This is a genomic window from Eubacterium limosum (assembly GCF_000807675.2).
Lineage (GTDB): Bacteria > Bacillota > Clostridia > Eubacteriales > Eubacteriaceae > Eubacterium > Eubacterium limosum.
The window spans coordinates 3096458-3113252 of record NZ_CP019962.1; the positions used below are offsets into that span (position 1 = coordinate 3096458).

Genomic DNA, 16795 nt, shown 5'->3' on the forward strand with positions numbered 1-16795 from the left:
TTGTACCTGAAAAAACTGGCCCTGGCCGGGTTTAAATCATTTGCGGAGCCCGTAGAGCTGGAATTTTCCAAGGGGGTGTCGGCCATTGTCGGCCCCAACGGCAGCGGGAAGAGCAATATAACCGACGCGATCCGCTGGGTGCTGGGTGAACAGAGCACCAAGTCCCTGAGGGGCAAGAAGATGGAGGATGTTATCTTCTCCGGAACCGAGAAAAAGAAACCTCTCAACTACGCAGAAGTCACCCTGACCTTAGACAATACCAGCGGCTTTACCCTGGACAATCTGGACGAGATTGTCATCACCAGGCGGCTTTTCCGCTCCGGCGAGAGCGAATACCGCATGAACCAGAAAAACTGTAAGCTCAAGGATATCCATGAGCTGTTTATGGACACCGGCCTTGGCAAAAACGGGTATTCCCTTATCAGCCAGGGCGGGATTGAGAATATTATCGGCGCCAGCCCCCAGGAGCTTCGCGGCATTGTGGAGGAGGCTGTCGGCATTGTCAACTACAAGACCAAGAAGCAGGAGGCCGAGAAAAAGCTTGAGAACACCCAGAATAACCTGGAGCGCCTGAAGGACATCCTGGAAGAAATTGAAAAACAGCTGAAGCCCTTAAAGGTCCAGTCCGAAAAGGCCAAGGAGTACCTGGAGCTGCGGGAGGCCCTTAAAAAGGTCGACCTCATGGTGTTTTACCACAACATGAAGGACGCCTCAGAGCAGCTGGCCGCCTACGAGAAGCAGCTGGCCGAGGTCCGGTTCCAGATTTTTGAGATCGAGAAAAAGACCGAGGAAAAGGACCGCGCCTTCCAGAACGCCCGGGGCAATATCCGGGGCATTACCGAGCAGGCCGACGCCATGGCAGAGGCCCTGGAGCAGCTGAAAAAGCGCATTGGCGAGTGCGAGCGTGAGCTCCTCATAACCCAGGGCAAAAGCGAGAACGAGTCCGCCAACGCCGAGCGGCTTACCCAGGACCTGAACGCCCACCTGGACGAGCACGGCCGTTTCCAGGCCGAGTATGACGAGCTGACTGCCTCCCGCGACGCGGCGGCCCAGGCCTACGAGGCCGAGAACGCCGACCTGCAGAAGCTGGTGGACGAGAAAAGCCGGCACCAGGCCGAGCTGGAAGCCGAAAAGCTGAAGCAGGCCGAGGGCGTGAGCCTGAGGGAAGAACGGGAGCAGCAGCGGGCTGTGCTGAACGATACCCTGCTGGACCTGAAAACCCGACTGGCCGGCTTTACCACCAAGAAAAGCTTTCACGAGGACCAGCTGAAGCGCGTGAGCGCAGAGCAGGAGCGCAGCAGCCAGCTGCTCTCCGATACCCTGCTGGAGGCCGAACAGAACGAGCGCACCCGCGCCCGTCTGGCGGCAGAGACTGAGAGCCTCAGAAACCAGACCGAGGAGGCTGAGAAAAAAGCCCAGGGCCTGAAAAATGACTACAGCGTGCTGGAAAATAACTACAAGGTTAACCTTTCCCAGCGCGATTATCTCAAGAGCGTCCAGAAAAATTACAGCGACTACTTCCCGAGCATCCGGACCATCATGAACTCCCGGGAGCACCTGGGCGATATGATCGACAAGGTCTACGGCCCGGTCGGGGAGCTCCTGTCCATCCCTGACCGCTTTACCATGGCTGTGGACGTGGCCCTGGGGGGCAAAAGCCAGAACATTGTGGTGGAGGATGTGACCACTGCCAACCAGTGCATCAATATTTTGAAGAAACAGCGGGCAGGCCGGGCGACCTTTCTGCCCCTGGACAACCTGCGCTACGGCCGGGTAGAGGCCCGGGACCTGGAGATCCTGTCCCGCTCGCCGGGTTTTGAGGGCATCGCCTCCGAGCTGGTAGAGTACGGACCCCGGTTTAAGCGGGTCATCGAGAGCCTGCTGGGCCGCATTGTGGTGGCCGCCGATTTTAACGCCGGGCGGGCCATCCAGAAAGCCCTGTTCGGCAAATATACGGTGGTGACCCTGGAGGGCGAAATCTTTTACCCCGGCGGCGCCATCGTGGGGGGGTACACCAAGAGCGGCAAGCAGTCGCCCCTGTTTAAAAAGGCCGAGATCGAAAAGCTGGAAGCCGAGATGAAACGGCAGGACAGCGAAAAACTCAAGATCAAGGCCGCCTACCGCGAGGCCTTTAAGGCCTATGAGGCCCTGAAAGAGGCCGCCAAAAAGGCCGAGCTGCGCCTGAACAGCGTGGAGCAGGAGCACTGGAAAATCAGCCAGAACCTGGAGACCACCAAAAAGCGCATGGCCGAGAGCGACCGCATTTTTAAAAGCCTGCAGGACGATGCGGGAAGCTCGCTCGAAAATGAAAAACGCCTGCGGGAAACCGTGGCTCAGAAGGAGGCCGAGCTGGCCGCTCTGGAGGCGGAAATGGAGCAGGACGATACCGGCAGCGCCGAGTACATCGAGGTGGTCCGCGGGGCCATCGAGGGCCTGAACCGCAAAATCTCCGAGGGACGGATCAAGCTGGCCCGGGACAATGAGGGCATCCGCTCCCTGGAGCAGCAGATGGCCATGATCCACAGCCAGATCGAGACCTGCATCAGCCGTGAGAAAAAGGTCGAGAGTGAGATCCGGGCCTGCCGCGAGAGCAGCGCCCTGCACCGCACCCGCTGTGAGGTCCTGAAGGTCGAGACCGAGGAGCTGCAGGCAGCCGTGGATGAAAAGCGCGCGGCCTTAGAGAGCTTCTCCACCGAGACGCGAGAGCAGACCGCCATCAGCGAGGCCCTGGAGCAGGAGATCAAGGACCTGAACCATCAGCTCATCCTGCAGAATGAGACAAAGAACAACGCCGAGATGGCAAAGAATAAGCTGGAGATGCAGATGACCCACTGGGAAGAAAATATCTTCGAGAGCTATGACATGAACTTTGTCATGGTGGGGGACATCTACGAGGCCCTGAGCCAGGAGGACCTGGACCTGAGCCCCGAAAACCAGCGCAGCTTAAAGGGCCGCATGGCCGCCATGGGCAATGTGAACGTGGGGGCCATCGAGGAATATTTAGAGCTGAACGAGCGCTACGGCTTTATGAGCGCCCAGTACAAGGACCTGACCAAGGCCAAGGGCGAGCTGGAGCGCATTATTGACAGCCTGTACGAATCCATGGAGCGGCAGTTTGCAAAGCAGTTCGCCGAGCTCCAGAAGAAATTCACCCGGATCTTCGGCATCCTCTTTGAGGGCGGCAAGGCCCACATCGAGTATACCGACCCCGAAAACGTGCTGGAAAGCGGCATCGAGCTGGTGGCCCAGCCGCCAGGCAAGAACCTGCGCCACATTTCCCTGCTGTCAGGGGGCGAGAAATCCATGATCGCCATCGCGCTGCTGTTCTCCTTCCTGGAGCTGAACCCGTCGCCCTTCTGCGTCATCGACGAGATCGACGCCGCTCTGGACGACCATAACATCTACCGGTTCACCAGCTATTTAGAGCATATTGCCACCGACAACCAGTTTATTATCATCACCCACCGTAAGAGCACCCTGGAGGCCTGCGACGCCATATACGGCGTTTCCATGGCCAAAAACGGGATCTCCAAGCTGGTGGCGGTAAGGCTGTCGGATTATATTGAGCCGGGAGCTTAACAAAATGGAAAATTTTTGAATACCAATCGAATTGGCAAAGCCAATTCGCACCCGAATTTTCCATTTTTCATTTTTAATTTAGAAAACGAGGTGTGAAATGTCAGAACTGACCCTTTATGAGCGGATGTGCCAAAAGCTCAAAAAGACAAAAGATAGCTTTATACAGAAGGTCGAGAACGTCGTGTACTACGGCGACCTCGACGATGATTTTTTCGATGAGCTGGAGGAAACCTTTATCCTTTCCGACCTGGGCATCGAAACCGCCACCAAGATCACCGAAACCCTGCGTGAGCAGATCAAGGAGACCAAGACCAAGGCCAAGCAGGACGTCATGGATCTGCTCAGGCAGATCATGACCGAGATGGTCGAGGTGGAAAAACACCAGACCGAATTACCAGTGATCATGCTGGTGGTGGGCGTCAACGGTGTGGGCAAAACCACCACCATCGCCAAGCTGGCCCAGAAGTACAAGGACCAGGGCAAAAAGGTCATGGTGGCCGCGGCCGATACCTTCAGAGCCGCCGCGGCCGAACAGCTGGACGTGTGGGCCGGCCGCGTGGGCGTGGACATTATCAAGAGTGTGCAGGGGGCAGACCCCTCCTCCGTCGTCTTTGACGCCATCGGCGCCGCCCGGGCCCGGGGCGCCGATATCCTGCTCTGCGACACCGCCGGGCGCCTGCACAACAAGGTTAACCTGATGAAGGAGCTTGAAAAAATCACCCGGGTGGTCGAACGGGAGGGCCAGGGCTTTAGCGTGCATAACCTGCTGGTGCTCGACGCGACCACAGGCCAGAACGCCCTGAACCAGGCCAAAACCTTTAACGACGCCGTACACCTGGATGGCATTGTCATGACCAAAATGGACGGCACCGCCAAGGGCGGCGTGGCCATTGCCATCATCGACGAGCTCCAGGTGCCCATCGAGTATGTGGGCATCGGGGAAAAGCCCGAAGACCTCATTGATTTTGACGCCGGCGAATTTGTGCGCATGCTGTATGAGGGCGGCGGACAGAATGAAGAAATGGAAGATTAAAACTGGAAAGTGGAAAGCTAAGGTCCAAAAACCTTCCAGTTGTTTACCCTGTCAAGTTTTTTTCTTGACAAAGGCGAAAAAGGCTTGACAAGCCGATCGAAAAACCTTAAAATAGGTAAGTGCGTAAAGGGAAGAGACTTTACGCGCTGTTGAAGGTGCTTATGGAAAAGAACGTATTAGAGCGGTTACTCTTTGATTTTTACGGAGAATTGCTGACAGACAAGCAGAAAATGATCATGGATTATTATTATAACGATGATTATAATCTGGCCGAAATCGGCGATGTGGTTCATGTCACAAGGCAGGGCGTCTACGACGTGGTCAAGCGTTCTAAAGCGCAGATGCAGGCCTACGAGGACAAGCTGAAGCTGGTCGAGCGGTTTTTAAAAAGCCAGGAGCTCATCGACGGTGTGATCCTCGAGCTGGGAGCGCTTCTCGAGACCGAGCTGGTCGCAGAGCATCCGGCACTGGGCAGCGAGCTGACAGCCATCAAAGAGAAAATGAACAGAATTAGCGAAGATTATTAGGTGATATCATGATTTTTGAAGGCTTGAATGAAAAATTTCAAAACATCTTCTCAAACTTAAAACGCAAGGGCAAGCTGAGCGAAGAGGACATTAAGGCTGCCAGCCGCGAAATCAAGCTGGCGCTTTTGGAAGCCGACGTCAACTTCAAGGTTGTCAAGCAGTTCACAAAGGCCGTGAGCGAGCGCGCCGTGGGCGAGGAGGTCTTAAAATCTCTGACCCCGGGACAGCAGTTTATTAAAATCGTCAACGACGAGATGACCAAGCTGCTGGGCGGTGAGCTCCAGAAAATGGAATTTGTGGACCAGGGCATCAACATCTTTATGATGGTGGGGCTCCAGGGGGCGGGTAAAACCACCACTGCGGCCAAAATCGCGAACCTTCTGCGCAAGGAAAAGAAGTTTAAACCACTGCTGGTGGCCTGTGACGTCTACCGTCCCGCGGCCATCGACCAGTTAGAAATACTGGGCAAGGAGCTGGACATTCCCGTTTACCTGAACAAGGACGAGAAGGACCCCAGAGTCATTGCCAAAAAGGCCCTGGAATTTGCCGAGGCTGAGGGTTACAACCTGGTGATCATTGATACCGCCGGGCGCCTCCAGATCGACGAAACCCTGATGAACGAGCTGGTAGACCTCAAGGAGCTGCTCGAACCAACCGAGATCCTGCTGGTGGTCGACGGCATGACCGGTCAGGAATCCGTGAATGTGGCCGACGAATTTAACAGGCAGCTGGAAATTACCGGCGTTGTTTTAACCAAGCTGGACGGGGATACCCGTGGCGGGGCGGCACTGTCCGTCACCTACACCACCGGGAAAACCATCAAATACATCGGGACCGGCGAAAAGCTGACCGATATTGAGCTTTTCTACCCCGACCGCATGGCCAACCGGATTCTGGGCATGGGCGATGTCCTGTCACTCATTGACAAGGCACAGAATGTGTTCGACGAGGAAAAGGCTAAAGCGCTCGAGGAAAAGCTGAGAAGTCAGGAATTTGACCTCAACGATTTTCTGGACCAGATGCAGCAGCTCCAGGAGCTGGGCTCCATCGGTGATCTGATGGAAATGATGCCCGGGGTCAACAAAAAAATGCTGAAGGGCATGAACATGGACGCCGCCGAGGGACAGACCAAACAGACCGAGGCCATTATTCGTTCCATGACGCCCGAGGAAAGGCTGAAGCCCGGAATCATTAACGGCAGCCGCAGGAAGCGCATCGCGCTCGGCAGCGGCACCACCGTCTCCGACGTCAACCGGATGCTCAAAGGCTTTGAGCAGACCAAAAAGATGATGAAGCAGATGGGCGCCATGCAGGGCAAGGCCAAAAAAGGACGGTTCAAGCTACCGTTTATGTAAGCTTTTATTATAAATTAATTTAGCAATTTCACAGAAAGGGGGAAATAAAATGGCAGTTAAAATCAGATTAAAAAGAATGGGTAAAAAGAAAAAACCTTTCTATAGAGTCGTTGTTGCGGACATCCGCGCACCAAGAGATGGTAAATTCATCGAAGAAGTAGGTTTCTACAATCCATGCGTAGAACCCGCAGAATTAAAGCTGAACGCTGAAGCCATCAAAGGCTGGTTAGCCAACGGCGCAAAACCGACCGACACTGTTCAGGCATTACTGAAAAAAGAAAATATTATTGGATAGTCCAGGAGAGTGGTAATGAAAAAGCTTGTAGAAATCATTGCTAAAGCGCTGGTCGATCATCCGGACGCAGTCGTCGTCAACGAAATTGACAAGGAACAGAGCATTGTTCTGGAACTCAAGGTCGCCGACGAGGACATGGGTAAGGTGATTGGCAAGCAGGGCCGCATTGCCAAGGCAATCCGTACGGTTCTCAAAGCAGCGGCTACAAAAGACGATAAACGCGTTGTACTGGAAATTGTTCAATAGACATGGAAAAAACGGGATTGTTCAAAAGCGAACGATCCCTTTTTTGATACCAAGGGTCCAAAAGGGCCTGTGTTTCACGCTCGCGTGAAAAAACAGGTCTTTGGGACCCGCAAAACATGAGAAAGTAGCCATTTTTGTAGAAAAATGAGCGGATTTCGAATGTTTTTCGGATTTCGGGAGTGTGAAACACGGAGAAATCCGAAGGTATCACCAAGGGTCAAAAGGGCCTGTGTTTCACGCTCGCATGAAAAAACAGTTCTTTGGGACCCGCAAAACATGAGAAAGTAGCCATTTTTTGTAGAAAAATGAGCGGTTTTCGAATGTTTTTCGGATTTCGGGAGTGTGGAAACACGGAGAAATCCGAAGGTATCACAGGAGGCAAGGACTTTTGCCCCCCGATAGCGTATTTTAATTTGGAGGAAATGATGAAAAAAGAAACCATGGTGATCGGTAAAATCCTGGGCGCCCACGGCATCCGCGGCGAGCTCAAGGTTTACCCTCTGACCGATGATCCCGGCCGGTTCTACGGGCTGGACACCGTCTATGTGCAGGACGGGCAGAAGCAGGAGTGCTGCGAGGTGGAGCTGGTGCGCCTGCACAAGGGCAACGTGCTCCTGACCCTGAAAGGCGTGAGCGACCGCAACCAGAGCGAAAAGCTCATCGGCCGTACCGTTGCGGTAGACCGTGAGGACGCAGTGGCCCTGGAGGAGGACGAATACTTCATTGAGGACCTCATCGGCCTGGACGTTACAGACACAGACGGCGCGCCCGTCGGCGTCGTAAAGGACGTGGTCCAGACCGCTGGCAGTGTGGACAATATCGAGATCAAAACCCCGGAAAAGCTGGTCTATGTGCCGGCGCGCAAAATCTATTTCCTGAAGGTGGATTTTGAGAATAAACGCATCACCGCCGACATTCCAGAGGAACTGATGAACCTATGAAATACTATTTCCTGACCCTGTTCCCGGGCCTCATTCACCAGTATTTCGGGGACAGCATGATGAAGCGGGCTGTGGACAGCGGCGTGGTGGACTACGAGGTCATCGACATCCGGGACTACTCGGGCAACAAGCATAAAAAGGTGGACGATTACCCCTACGGCGGCGGCGCGGGCATGGTCATGGCCGCCCCGCCCATCGCCGCGGCCCTTAAAAGCATCGAGGGCAGCGCCCATTATCCGGTCATCCACCTGAGCCCGGGCGGCAAAACCTTCACCCAGCAGGAGGGCGAGGCCCTGTCAGAGGCAGAGGGGCTGATCTTTATCTGCGGCCACTACGAGGGCATTGACGAGCGCTTTATCCAGGCCTATGTCACCGACGAATACTCCATCGGCGACTATGTGCTCACCGGCGGCGAGCTGCCGGCCCTTACCATGGCCGACTGCATCGCCAGGCACCTGCCCGGCTTCCTCGGCAACAACGAGAGCCTGAGCGAGGAATCCTTTGAGAACGACCTGCTGGAGTACCCCCAGTACACAAGGCCGCCAGTGTTTGAGGGCCGCGAGGTGCCCCCGGTGCTGCTCTCCGGCAACCACAAAGCCATCGCGGACTGGCGGCACGAACAAGCCGTCGAAAAGACAAAGGCCCGGCGCCCGGATTTGTACGAGAAGTGGAAGCGGAAGCAGTAAAAAGAGAGAAAAAAGATGAAGCGCTTTTTGGGCGCTTCGTCTTTTTTGGTTAGTGGCGAGCTGCGAGGCTGCGCTGTTCATCCAGACAGAGAAAAACGTCCTGGCGCTGGCGAGTACGATCTGGAATTGTGGACGTTGGAGGGAACAGCCGGTCACCGATGAGATCCGGCGTCTGATTTAGGATTGTTTGATCAAAGTTGGCCGTGCAGTGGCCGCAGGACTGTTTTTTCTGCTTAGGTGAACAGCTTCGCCTCTTGGGGTGGTGGTGTGCGCAAAAAGCGCTTCATCTTTTTTGGTGAGTGGAGAGCTGCGAGGCTGCGCCGTTCATCCAGACAGGAAAAAACGTCCAGGCGCTGGCGAGTACGGCCAGGAATCGCGGGTGTTGGAGGGAACAGCCGGTCACCGATGAGATCCGGCGTCTGATTTAGGATTGTTTGATCAAAGTTGGCCGTGCAGTGGCCGCAGGACTGTTTTTTCTGCTTAGGTGAACAGCTTCGCCTCTTGGGGTGGTGGTGTGCGCAAAAAGCGCTTCATCTTTTTTGGTGAGTGGAGAGCTGCGAGGCTGCGCCGTTCATCCAGACAGGAAAAAACGTCCAGGCGCTGGCGAGTACGGCCAGGAATCGCGGACGTTGGAGGGAACAGCCGGTCACCGATGAGATCCGGCGTCTGATTTAGGATTGTTTGATCAAAGTTGGCCGTGCAGTGGCCGCAGGACTGTTTTTTCTGCTTAGGTGAACAGCTTCGCCTCTTGGTGTGGTGGTGTGTGCAAAAAGCGCTTCATCTTTTTTGGTGAGTGGCGAGCTGCGAGGCTGCGCTGTTCATCCAGACAGGAAAAAACGTCCAGGCGCTGGCGAGTACGGCCAGGAATCGCGAACGTTGGAGGGAACAGCCGGTCACCGATGAGATCCGGCGTCTGATTTAGGATTGTTTGATCAAAGCGGATAGGGCAGTGGCCGCAGGACAGCTTTTCTTTGCTTAGGTGAATGGCTTCGCCTCTTAGGATGGTGGTGTGTGCAAAAAGCGCTTCGTCTTTTTGAGGGAGAGGTGGCGTGTGGAGCTTCGGCTCTTGGGAAGATAGCGTGCTTTTGGGCACAGCACCTTTTCAGGTTTTGGAGAAGCAAAGAGGCGGAGCCGCTTACCTAAGCAGAAAAAGTCGTCCTACGGAGACTCTAGTTACAGTTGACTGGAGCCTTTCTAGCGCAAAAGACTTCTCTTACGGATGTCCGGCTGTGCTGAAAAATGAGAACGACACCTGGCCGTTATCCCATCGCCTGGACACTTTTCTTTGTCTGGATGAAAGGCAGAGCCTCGCGACTCGCACCCCGTATCTCCCCGTATCCATTCCACCCTCTTTCTGCTATAATAAAATAAACACTGCAACGCAGAGAGGGAGGGGCTCATGGATAAACCAGATTTTATCAATGATGATTTTTCGGAGTTTGAGGATTTTCTGATGGGGGAGGAGCATGGGATCATCCGGCGCAAAAAGGGCGAGGTGCTCAACGGCGCCGGCGACGTGTTCGACCGTTATTTTTACGTTTTGGAGGGGGCAGTCCGCTCTTTTTATTTTCACGAGACAGGCAATGTCCGCACGGTGCTCACCTATTATGGCAAAGGCGCGCTTTTTCCACTGTACTGCCCAAGCGCTTCAGTCTTTGAAATGGCCACCAGCTTTGTGGCCGATACAGATACGGTGCTGCTGACCCTGGCGCCAGAAGTCATGGACCGCTGCGTCAACGGCAGCGCCAGCTTTAACCGGGCCATGTACCGGTGCTATAACCGCATGCTCAACCAGATTCTGGGCGAGCTGTCCGACCGGATCTACCTGTCCGGCATGCAGGTGCTCAGCCGTTTCCTGCTCCGCACCTACGAGGAAACCCCAGGGGAGGTCCTGTTCTGTACCCAGGAGGATATTTCCTCCCACATAGGCGTCACCCGGTCCAATACAGCCCGCTACCTGAAAAAACTGCGGGAGGAGGGCGCCCTGGAAACCGGAAGAAACCGGATAATCATAAAAAATATTGAAAAAGTGCGCGAATACAGCGAGATTAAAGACGATTAATCATAAAAAACTAGAAAATTTTGAAAAAAAGATCCTTTATGTCTCATATGAGACAAAAGGGTCTTTTTTTACGTGCTATAATGCCCATAGAAAATACAATCATCGTTCTAAATTTAGTTTGGCCAGTAAATTCGGAAAATAAAAGAGATTGTGTTTTAAGAAGATCTTCTGTTCCAAAATGAGGGGAAAATGAAAAAAACAAAGTATTTAGCGGGGTTCATTCTGTTTGCGGCCTGTGTCGCCAATTTTTCGCCAAACTATTCCCAGTACCAGCTGTCGCCCCTGGCGTCCCAGCTCATGGAAATGTTCAGCATGACGCCGTCTCAGTTCAGCAGTATTTTTACAGCCGTCATGATGCCGGCCATTTTTCTGAGCCTGGTCGCCGGGATACTGGCAGACCGCTTTGGCTTAAAGCGGGTGGTAGGCGTCGGCCTGGGCTTCACCGCCCTGGGCACCTGCCTGCGGATCTTTGCCGGCAGCTACGGCACCCTGGTGGTGTTTATGTTCATGACCGGGATCGGGGCCACGCTCCTGAACGCCAACGGGGCCAAGTTTATCGGCAGCTACTTTCCGCCTGAGAAAAACGTGACCATGATGAGCATCTTTCAGGCCTCGGCCACACTGGCGATGGCAGTGGCCATGGGCACCACCAGCCTTTTTTCGTCTGTCAGCAGCGCCTTTGTGTTTGCGGCCGGCATCAGCCTGGCGGCCCTGATCCTGTGGCTTGTCTTTGCCAGAGACCCGAAACAGGAGGCCGGCGCCGGGGCAGCAGAGCTGCCCAGGGCCACAATCGCAGAGGCCATGAGGATCGTTGTCCGGAACAAACATGTCTGGCTGACGGCCTTCTGCCTTATGGGCATTATCACCAGCGCCACAGCCATGAACGCCTTTTTGCCCACCGCCCTTGCCGAGCGCGGCATCGACGCCGTGCAGGCTGGTGTGATGGCCTCCTTTATGACCATCGGCAATCTCTGCGGCTGCCTGGCAGTGCCCTTTATCGCCAACCGGCTGGGGAAGAACAAACCCGTTCTGGCCGCCTGCGCCATCCTTGCCGCAGTGGGCTCAGCCTTTGCCTGGCGGGCGCCCGAGGGGCCGCTGCTCATCGCCAGCCTGTTTTTAACCGGCGCCTGCCTCAGCGGCATGGTACCGCTGCTCATGCCCATTCCAGTCCAGATTAAGGAAATCGGGCCCCTGTACGGCGGTACGGCCGGCGGCTTTGTCACCACCATCCAGCTGCTGGGCGTTGTGCTGCTGCCCACCTATGTCCTGACACCGCTGGCAGGGGGAAACATGACCCTGTACTACCTGCTCTGCGGCCTGTGCGTGTGCATGTCCATCGTAACGGTCTTTTTTCTGCCCGAGTTCGGCAGAAAAGCGATTTCTAAATAAAATAGAGGGAGAAAAAATATGAATAACAATCAATCCGTCAAAGAATTACAGGAACAACGCTGCAAGGATTTCAGCGATTTTTATCAGAACCGGATGCCCAAAAAGGTACCCCTGTCCATGGTCCTGCCCTTTCACCTTATGGCCGAGTATGGGCAGCAGAACCCTTTTGATTTCCAGTACGATTACAGCCGCCTGCGTGAGCCGGTGCTGGCCCTGGCCGACCAGGTTTATTCGGATGGCTGTATCAGCTTTCCAGTCAACCTGACCACTGGCCGCACGCCGCTGCTCTATCAGCTCCTGGGCTCCCAGTCCTTTGTCATGGGCAAAAACGGCTTCGTGCAGCACCCTGAGGTAACCGGCATGAACGATGACGAATACCCCCAGCTCATCGAGGACCCCTTCACCTTTCTGGTGGACAAGGTGATCCCGAGACAGTACCAGAATCTGGACTTTAAAAATGAGCCGGTCAAGGCCATGCAGCGCTTTAACATGGCCCAGAAAGCTCTGGAGGAGGACACCCTGGCGTCATTGCCCTGGTTTATGGAGCTCATTGAGACCAAGGGCTACTATCCCGGCGCGCCCCTGGGCTCCTCAGGCTTCTGCGAGGCGCCCTTTGATTTCATCGCCGACCAGCTGCGCAGCTTCAGCGGCGTGAGCATGGATATCCGCCGCCACCGCGCCCAGCTCAGGGAAGCCTGCGAGGCCGTGCTGCCCCTGATGTTTTACTGGGGCCTGCCCGAAGCGCCTCATCCTGAGGGCAGTGTGATTACCCCGCTGCACATGCCGACCTTTATGCGAGAAAAAGACTTTGAAGCGCTGTGGCTCCCAACCTACAAGACCATGCTGGAACAGTTCGCCAGCAAGGGCGTGCGGGTCATGGCCTTCTGCGAGGACGACTGGTCCCGCTACCTCGACCACCTGCGTGAGCTGCCTGCTGGCACCCACCTCATGTTTGAATACGGCGACCCAAAAGCCATCAAGGACAAGCTGGGCGACAAGTTTATCCTCCACGGCCTGTACCCGATCTCACTCATCAAGCAGGGCACACGCCAGGAATGTATTGACAAGGCCAAGGAGCTTCTGGACATCATGATGCCCGGCGGCGGCTATGTCTTTGGCTTTGACAAGGACCCGCTGACCCTGGGCGATATTAACCTGGAAAACTATATGGCGGTGGCAGCGTTCGTACACGAGTACGGCACCTGCGAAAACCCCGGACAGCCCTTTGGCATGCCCCTGAACAGCGAGGGCTTCACCTTTGACCCGGATATCATGAAGCCCGTAAAATCGAAGTACCTGCTGACCTGGGAGGAATTTAAAAAAGAAAACCCCCTGGCCCCGGAAAGCGCCCGGCCAAGGGTAGAAAAATACAGCAAGCAGTTCTTTGACGGGATCATGGACCTGCTGGTATAAGAAAAAGACGACGTGCCGTTTAGCGTAGCACTCATAAGGAAGTAAATTCGTTTTAGTGGAACGGCATAGTCGAAAGGCTATGCCGTTCTGCTTTTTCTTTGCCGTTCAAGCGTCCGCGTATTTTCGTCCTGTTCCAATGTGCCGATGAAGTTCCAAACAATCTCCACCTTTTGGCGGCGGTGTCCGCTGGACTTGTCGGGAGCATGGACGATTATCTTCTTTACAAACTCATTGACGATGGTAGGCGTCAGTTCCTTGATACCCACATACTTGCGGATAACGGCGGCAAAGCTGTCAAAGTCTGCTCTGTCCTGCTCGTAGGTATCAACGGCGGCTTGCTCTGTCTTGACAAACCCTATCAGTTCCTTTTGCTCCGCTTCATACTCGGCGGACAGCTTCAAAAAACGCTCATGGCTGATTGCGCCCGTTACGTCGTCCTCATAGATACGCTTGAAAATACGGTCGAGTTCCGCTATCCGCTTCTTTGCCTGTTCCAACTCTTTCTTGCGCCGCTTTACCGCCTTTTCCATTTCCTCGAAACGCTGCTTTTGCACCACCCGGCGGAAATCATCGGCGTTGTCTATGAACATCGCCGTTACATCGAATATCCTGCGTAAAACGAACAACTTCAATGTTTCTTCCCGTATGTAGTGCATGGTGCAGTCGCCCGTGTTGCTCTTATACCTTGCACAGCGGTAGCAATCCTGCTCCGGGGTCATGTTCTTCCCTGTTGCAAAATGCAGTTTGTTCCCACAATCGGCGCAGTACAGCAGCCCGGAGAAAAGCCCTTGCCGTTCCGCTTGCTTGGCGGGGCGGCGTTTGTTTTCCCTCAATTCCTGCACTCTCTCAAACACCTTTTCATCAATGATAGTCGGTTGGGTGTTGGGAAAGATACGGTAATTTTCGGGCGTGTTGTTCAGCCGCTTTTTCAGCTTGTGGGATTTGGAATAGGTCTTGAAATTGACCGTACAGCCGGTGTATTCGGGACGCTCTAATATCCCTGCAACAGACTTTGCGCTCCATTGGTACGGCTTATCCGGTATGGCTTTTCCGTCGCGTTTTGCATAGTGCGCCTTGACGGTCAAAACCTTGTCGGCGGTCAGCAGCTTTGCAATCTGCATAGGCCCTTTCCCGTCCACGCACAGCGCAAAAATCCGCTTGACTACTTCGGCGGCTTCCTCGTCCACAATCCATTTCTTTTTGTCCTCCGGGTTTTTCCTATACCCGTAGGGCGGGTTGGTGCAAAGGTGTTCGCCGGAGTTGCCCTTTGCCCTCATAACGGCGCGGATTTTCTTGCTCGTATCTCGTGCGTAAAAATCGTTGAACAGATTGCGGAAAGGGGTAAAATCGTTGTCGCCCTTGTCGCTGTCTACGCCGTCGTTGATAGCGATATAGCGAATATCCCTCTCGGCAAAGAAACTTTCCGTGTAGTAGCCGACTTTCAGATAATCGCGCCCCATTCTGGACATATCCTTGACGATGACCGTTTTGACCTTGCCACTCTCCGCAAGGCGTATCATCTCATTCCAGCCGGGTCTATCGAAAGTTACTCCAGATACTCCGTCGTCGATGAAAAACAAAAGGTTTGGAAAGCCATTGTCTTTGGCGTACTTGAGCAGGATTTTCTTCTGGTTGGCTATGGAATTACTCTCCCCGTCCAATGCGTCCTCTTGGCTTAAACGGGCATATAAAGCGGTAATGTTGTCGGGATAATTTGTATTCGTCATATGTTCATTCCTCCTGTAATGAACGCCCGACAAACTGGTTGCTGTCTTTATTATAGCGGACTTTCCTGTCCTTGTCAGTAGGCGATGTGACGGTTTCCGATTTTATCAACCGTTCCATTTTGTCACACAGCAATTCAGAGCCGCCGCAGGAGGTTTCAATTTCAAAGATAGTGCCGCCGATTTTGTAATAGACCGTTTCGTTCAGCGGATTGCCCCGTTTTGGTAAGTATTCGCTTTCGTCCTGTTTTCTTTCCCGTTCCATTCCTTTTCGTCCTTTCCTTTGAAATAGAGATTTACAGTTTCGTAGCAAGCATAGGGAACGGATAGCCGTTCCCGTAAAATGACCGTCTGCCGCCGCCCATTTTTGCTTCTTGGGAAGTATCCCATACCCTCATTTTACAAGCCCCTTGAATTGCAGAAGCAGCCGGCGTTCCAATCTCCATACTTCTTCCATGAGCCGCTTTACCTCGTCCATGTCGTCGGCAGAAATACGCCCTGCTTCATTGATACGCTTTGCAATCTGATTAACGTTGACGCCGATTTTCTGAAGCTGCACCGTATGCACTTTTATCTCCGGCAGGTCAAGCAGAATAATGTACCCGTCTATGAGCATTTTGCGGGAATAGGCGGATAGGTTCATGGTCGGTATCTGCTTCATCTTTTCCTCAATCAATGCCCGTTCTTCCTCTGTTACCCGCACAATGATTTGCACGTTCCGTTTTCTCTTTTCCATTCGCATTGCTCCTTTCACTACCTACAACGCCGCGCAAGGCGATTTTGCCAAAGTTTTGAGAAAATTTTCAAAAAGGTTTTCTCACTTCTTAATACGGAGAAAATTGAAAAATGCCAAAGATTTTCAGCAAATATTTTAATCTTTCTCAACAACGTCCAAAATAGAAAGCCCCCGCTCTTTCAAGGCGAAAGAGTGGGGGCTTTGCTCTATTCAAACTATCCGCGTCCTTTGTATTCGCTACGGATAATACCGTCCATTTCCTCCGGCGTTTCTTTGCAGCCGCCGGCAAGCCACATTTTAACAATCGCGTTAAAACCGCACCTGAAAAATTCAGCGTGGTATGCGATATGTTTGTCATCAAAATCCCTCTGTGCTTGGTGAATATCATAATATTCCAACTTAAATTGATTGTCGTATCCGAGTTTGAAATAGGTGCGGTAGAACAACTGATTTTCTTTGATATGACGGAACAGCTTTAGATAGTCATTGCTGTTAAATCCCTGCGTTTTTTCCGCTTCATAAAGACGGTTTACTTCTTCTTCTAAATGCTCTCTCACTTTATCCGCAAGGTCATAAATATCAATGAAATTGGCATAAAAAGTGCTTCTGTTTAGTTCGCATAGTTTACAAATATCTGAAACGGTGATTTCCTGCAATTCTTTTGTTTGCAGCAATTCAATAAATACTTTCTCTATGCGTTCTATGGACGCTCTCCGCCGCCGGTTATTTTTTGTATTCATAGTTTGCAACCTCTCTTTTTATTATCCCAACATCTGTATCAAAATTGATGATTGTTTTCTCTCTCCTGT

General features: G+C 53.3%; 16 protein-coding genes. 11 read left to right on the top strand and 5 right to left on the bottom strand.

The genetic code is table 11. The features are described from left to right. The 8 genes from smc to trmD all read left to right on the top strand — a co-directional run bounded on the left by smc (position 1) and on the right by trmD (position 8662). Positions 1-3579, top strand: coding sequence for a chromosome segregation protein SMC (gene smc, locus B2M23_RS14475; protein WP_038354227.1), 3579 nt, complete (start codon positions 1-3; stop codon positions 3577-3579). Between the two features lie 97 nt (positions 3580-3676). After that, a complete protein-coding gene (gene ftsY, locus B2M23_RS14480; protein ID WP_038354226.1) occupies positions 3677-4612 on the top strand; it encodes a signal recognition particle-docking protein FtsY in 936 nt (311 codons plus the stop codon). Positions 4613-4773: 161 nt separating this feature from the next. Beyond that, entirely contained in the window at positions 4774-5139 is a 366-nt protein-coding gene (gene ylxM, locus B2M23_RS14485; RefSeq protein WP_038354225.1) for a YlxM family DNA-binding protein, read from the top strand. An 8-nt stretch (positions 5140-5147) separates the two neighbouring features. Then, positions 5148-6494: a signal recognition particle protein gene (gene ffh, locus B2M23_RS14490; RefSeq protein WP_038354224.1), complete on the top strand. Its 1347-nt coding sequence runs from the start codon at positions 5148-5150 to the stop codon at positions 6492-6494. A gap of 49 nt (positions 6495-6543) precedes the next feature. After that, entirely contained in the window at positions 6544-6789 is a 246-nt protein-coding gene (gene rpsP, locus B2M23_RS14495; RefSeq protein ID WP_013381182.1) for a 30S ribosomal protein S16, read from the top strand. Positions 6790-6804: 15 nt separating this feature from the next. Then, positions 6805-7035, top strand: coding sequence for a KH domain-containing protein (locus B2M23_RS14500; RefSeq protein ID WP_013381181.1), 231 nt, complete (start codon positions 6805-6807; stop codon positions 7033-7035). 422 nt (positions 7036-7457) lie between these two features. Further along, positions 7458-7976 carry a ribosome maturation factor RimM gene (rimM, locus tag B2M23_RS14505; protein WP_167617923.1) on the top strand — a complete coding sequence of 173 codons (519 nt, stop codon included), beginning with the start codon at positions 7458-7460 and terminating at the stop codon, positions 7974-7976. Then, the gene (gene trmD, locus B2M23_RS14510) at positions 7973-8662 is read left to right on the top strand and encodes a tRNA (guanosine(37)-N1)-methyltransferase TrmD (RefSeq protein ID WP_038354222.1); all 690 of its coding nucleotides are present in this window, start codon (positions 7973-7975) and stop codon (positions 8660-8662) included. Before rimM ends, trmD begins: the two co-directional genes overlap by 4 nt. Before the next feature lie 727 nt (positions 8663-9389). Here trmD and B2M23_RS20965 read toward each other — a convergent pair. Further along, complete coding sequence (locus B2M23_RS20965) at positions 9390-9755, bottom strand: hypothetical protein (RefSeq protein ID WP_146209119.1); 366 nt, start codon at positions 9753-9755, stop codon at positions 9390-9392. 306 nt (positions 9756-10061) lie between these two features. Here B2M23_RS20965 and B2M23_RS14515 point away from each other — a divergent pair, with 306 nt between their 5' ends. The 3 genes from B2M23_RS14515 to B2M23_RS14525 all read left to right on the top strand — a co-directional run bounded on the left by B2M23_RS14515 (position 10062) and on the right by B2M23_RS14525 (position 13526). Then, positions 10062-10724 carry a Crp/Fnr family transcriptional regulator gene (locus B2M23_RS14515; protein ID WP_038354221.1) on the top strand — a complete coding sequence of 221 codons (663 nt, stop codon included), beginning with the start codon at positions 10062-10064 and terminating at the stop codon, positions 10722-10724. Positions 10725-10913: 189 nt separating this feature from the next. Then, positions 10914-12113, top strand: coding sequence for an MFS transporter (locus tag B2M23_RS14520; RefSeq protein WP_038354220.1), 1200 nt, complete (start codon positions 10914-10916; stop codon positions 12111-12113). Positions 12114-12131: 18 nt separating this feature from the next. Beyond that, positions 12132-13526, top strand: coding sequence for a uroporphyrinogen decarboxylase family protein (locus B2M23_RS14525; protein ID WP_038354219.1), 1395 nt, complete (start codon positions 12132-12134; stop codon positions 13524-13526). A 77-nt stretch (positions 13527-13603) separates the two neighbouring features. On the opposite strand, the gene B2M23_RS14530 is transcribed toward B2M23_RS14525, so the two are convergent. The 4 genes from B2M23_RS14530 to B2M23_RS14545 all read right to left on the bottom strand — a co-directional run bounded on the left by B2M23_RS14530 (position 13604) and on the right by B2M23_RS14545 (position 16726). Further along, positions 13604-15253, bottom strand: a complete 1650-nt coding sequence (locus tag B2M23_RS14530; protein WP_038354218.1) for a recombinase family protein — start codon at positions 15251-15253, stop codon at positions 13604-13606. A gap of 4 nt (positions 15254-15257) precedes the next feature. Then, the gene (locus tag B2M23_RS14535) at positions 15258-15515 is read right to left on the bottom strand and encodes a hypothetical protein (RefSeq protein ID WP_038354217.1); all 258 of its coding nucleotides are present in this window, start codon (positions 15513-15515) and stop codon (positions 15258-15260) included. 129 nt (positions 15516-15644) lie between these two features. Further along, positions 15645-15986, bottom strand: coding sequence for a MobC family plasmid mobilization relaxosome protein (locus B2M23_RS14540; RefSeq protein ID WP_038354216.1), 342 nt, complete (start codon positions 15984-15986; stop codon positions 15645-15647). Between the two features lie 215 nt (positions 15987-16201). Then, a complete protein-coding gene (locus B2M23_RS14545) occupies positions 16202-16726 on the bottom strand; it encodes a TetR/AcrR family transcriptional regulator (protein WP_038354215.1) in 525 nt (174 codons plus the stop codon). Between the last annotated feature and the right edge of the window lie 69 nt (positions 16727-16795).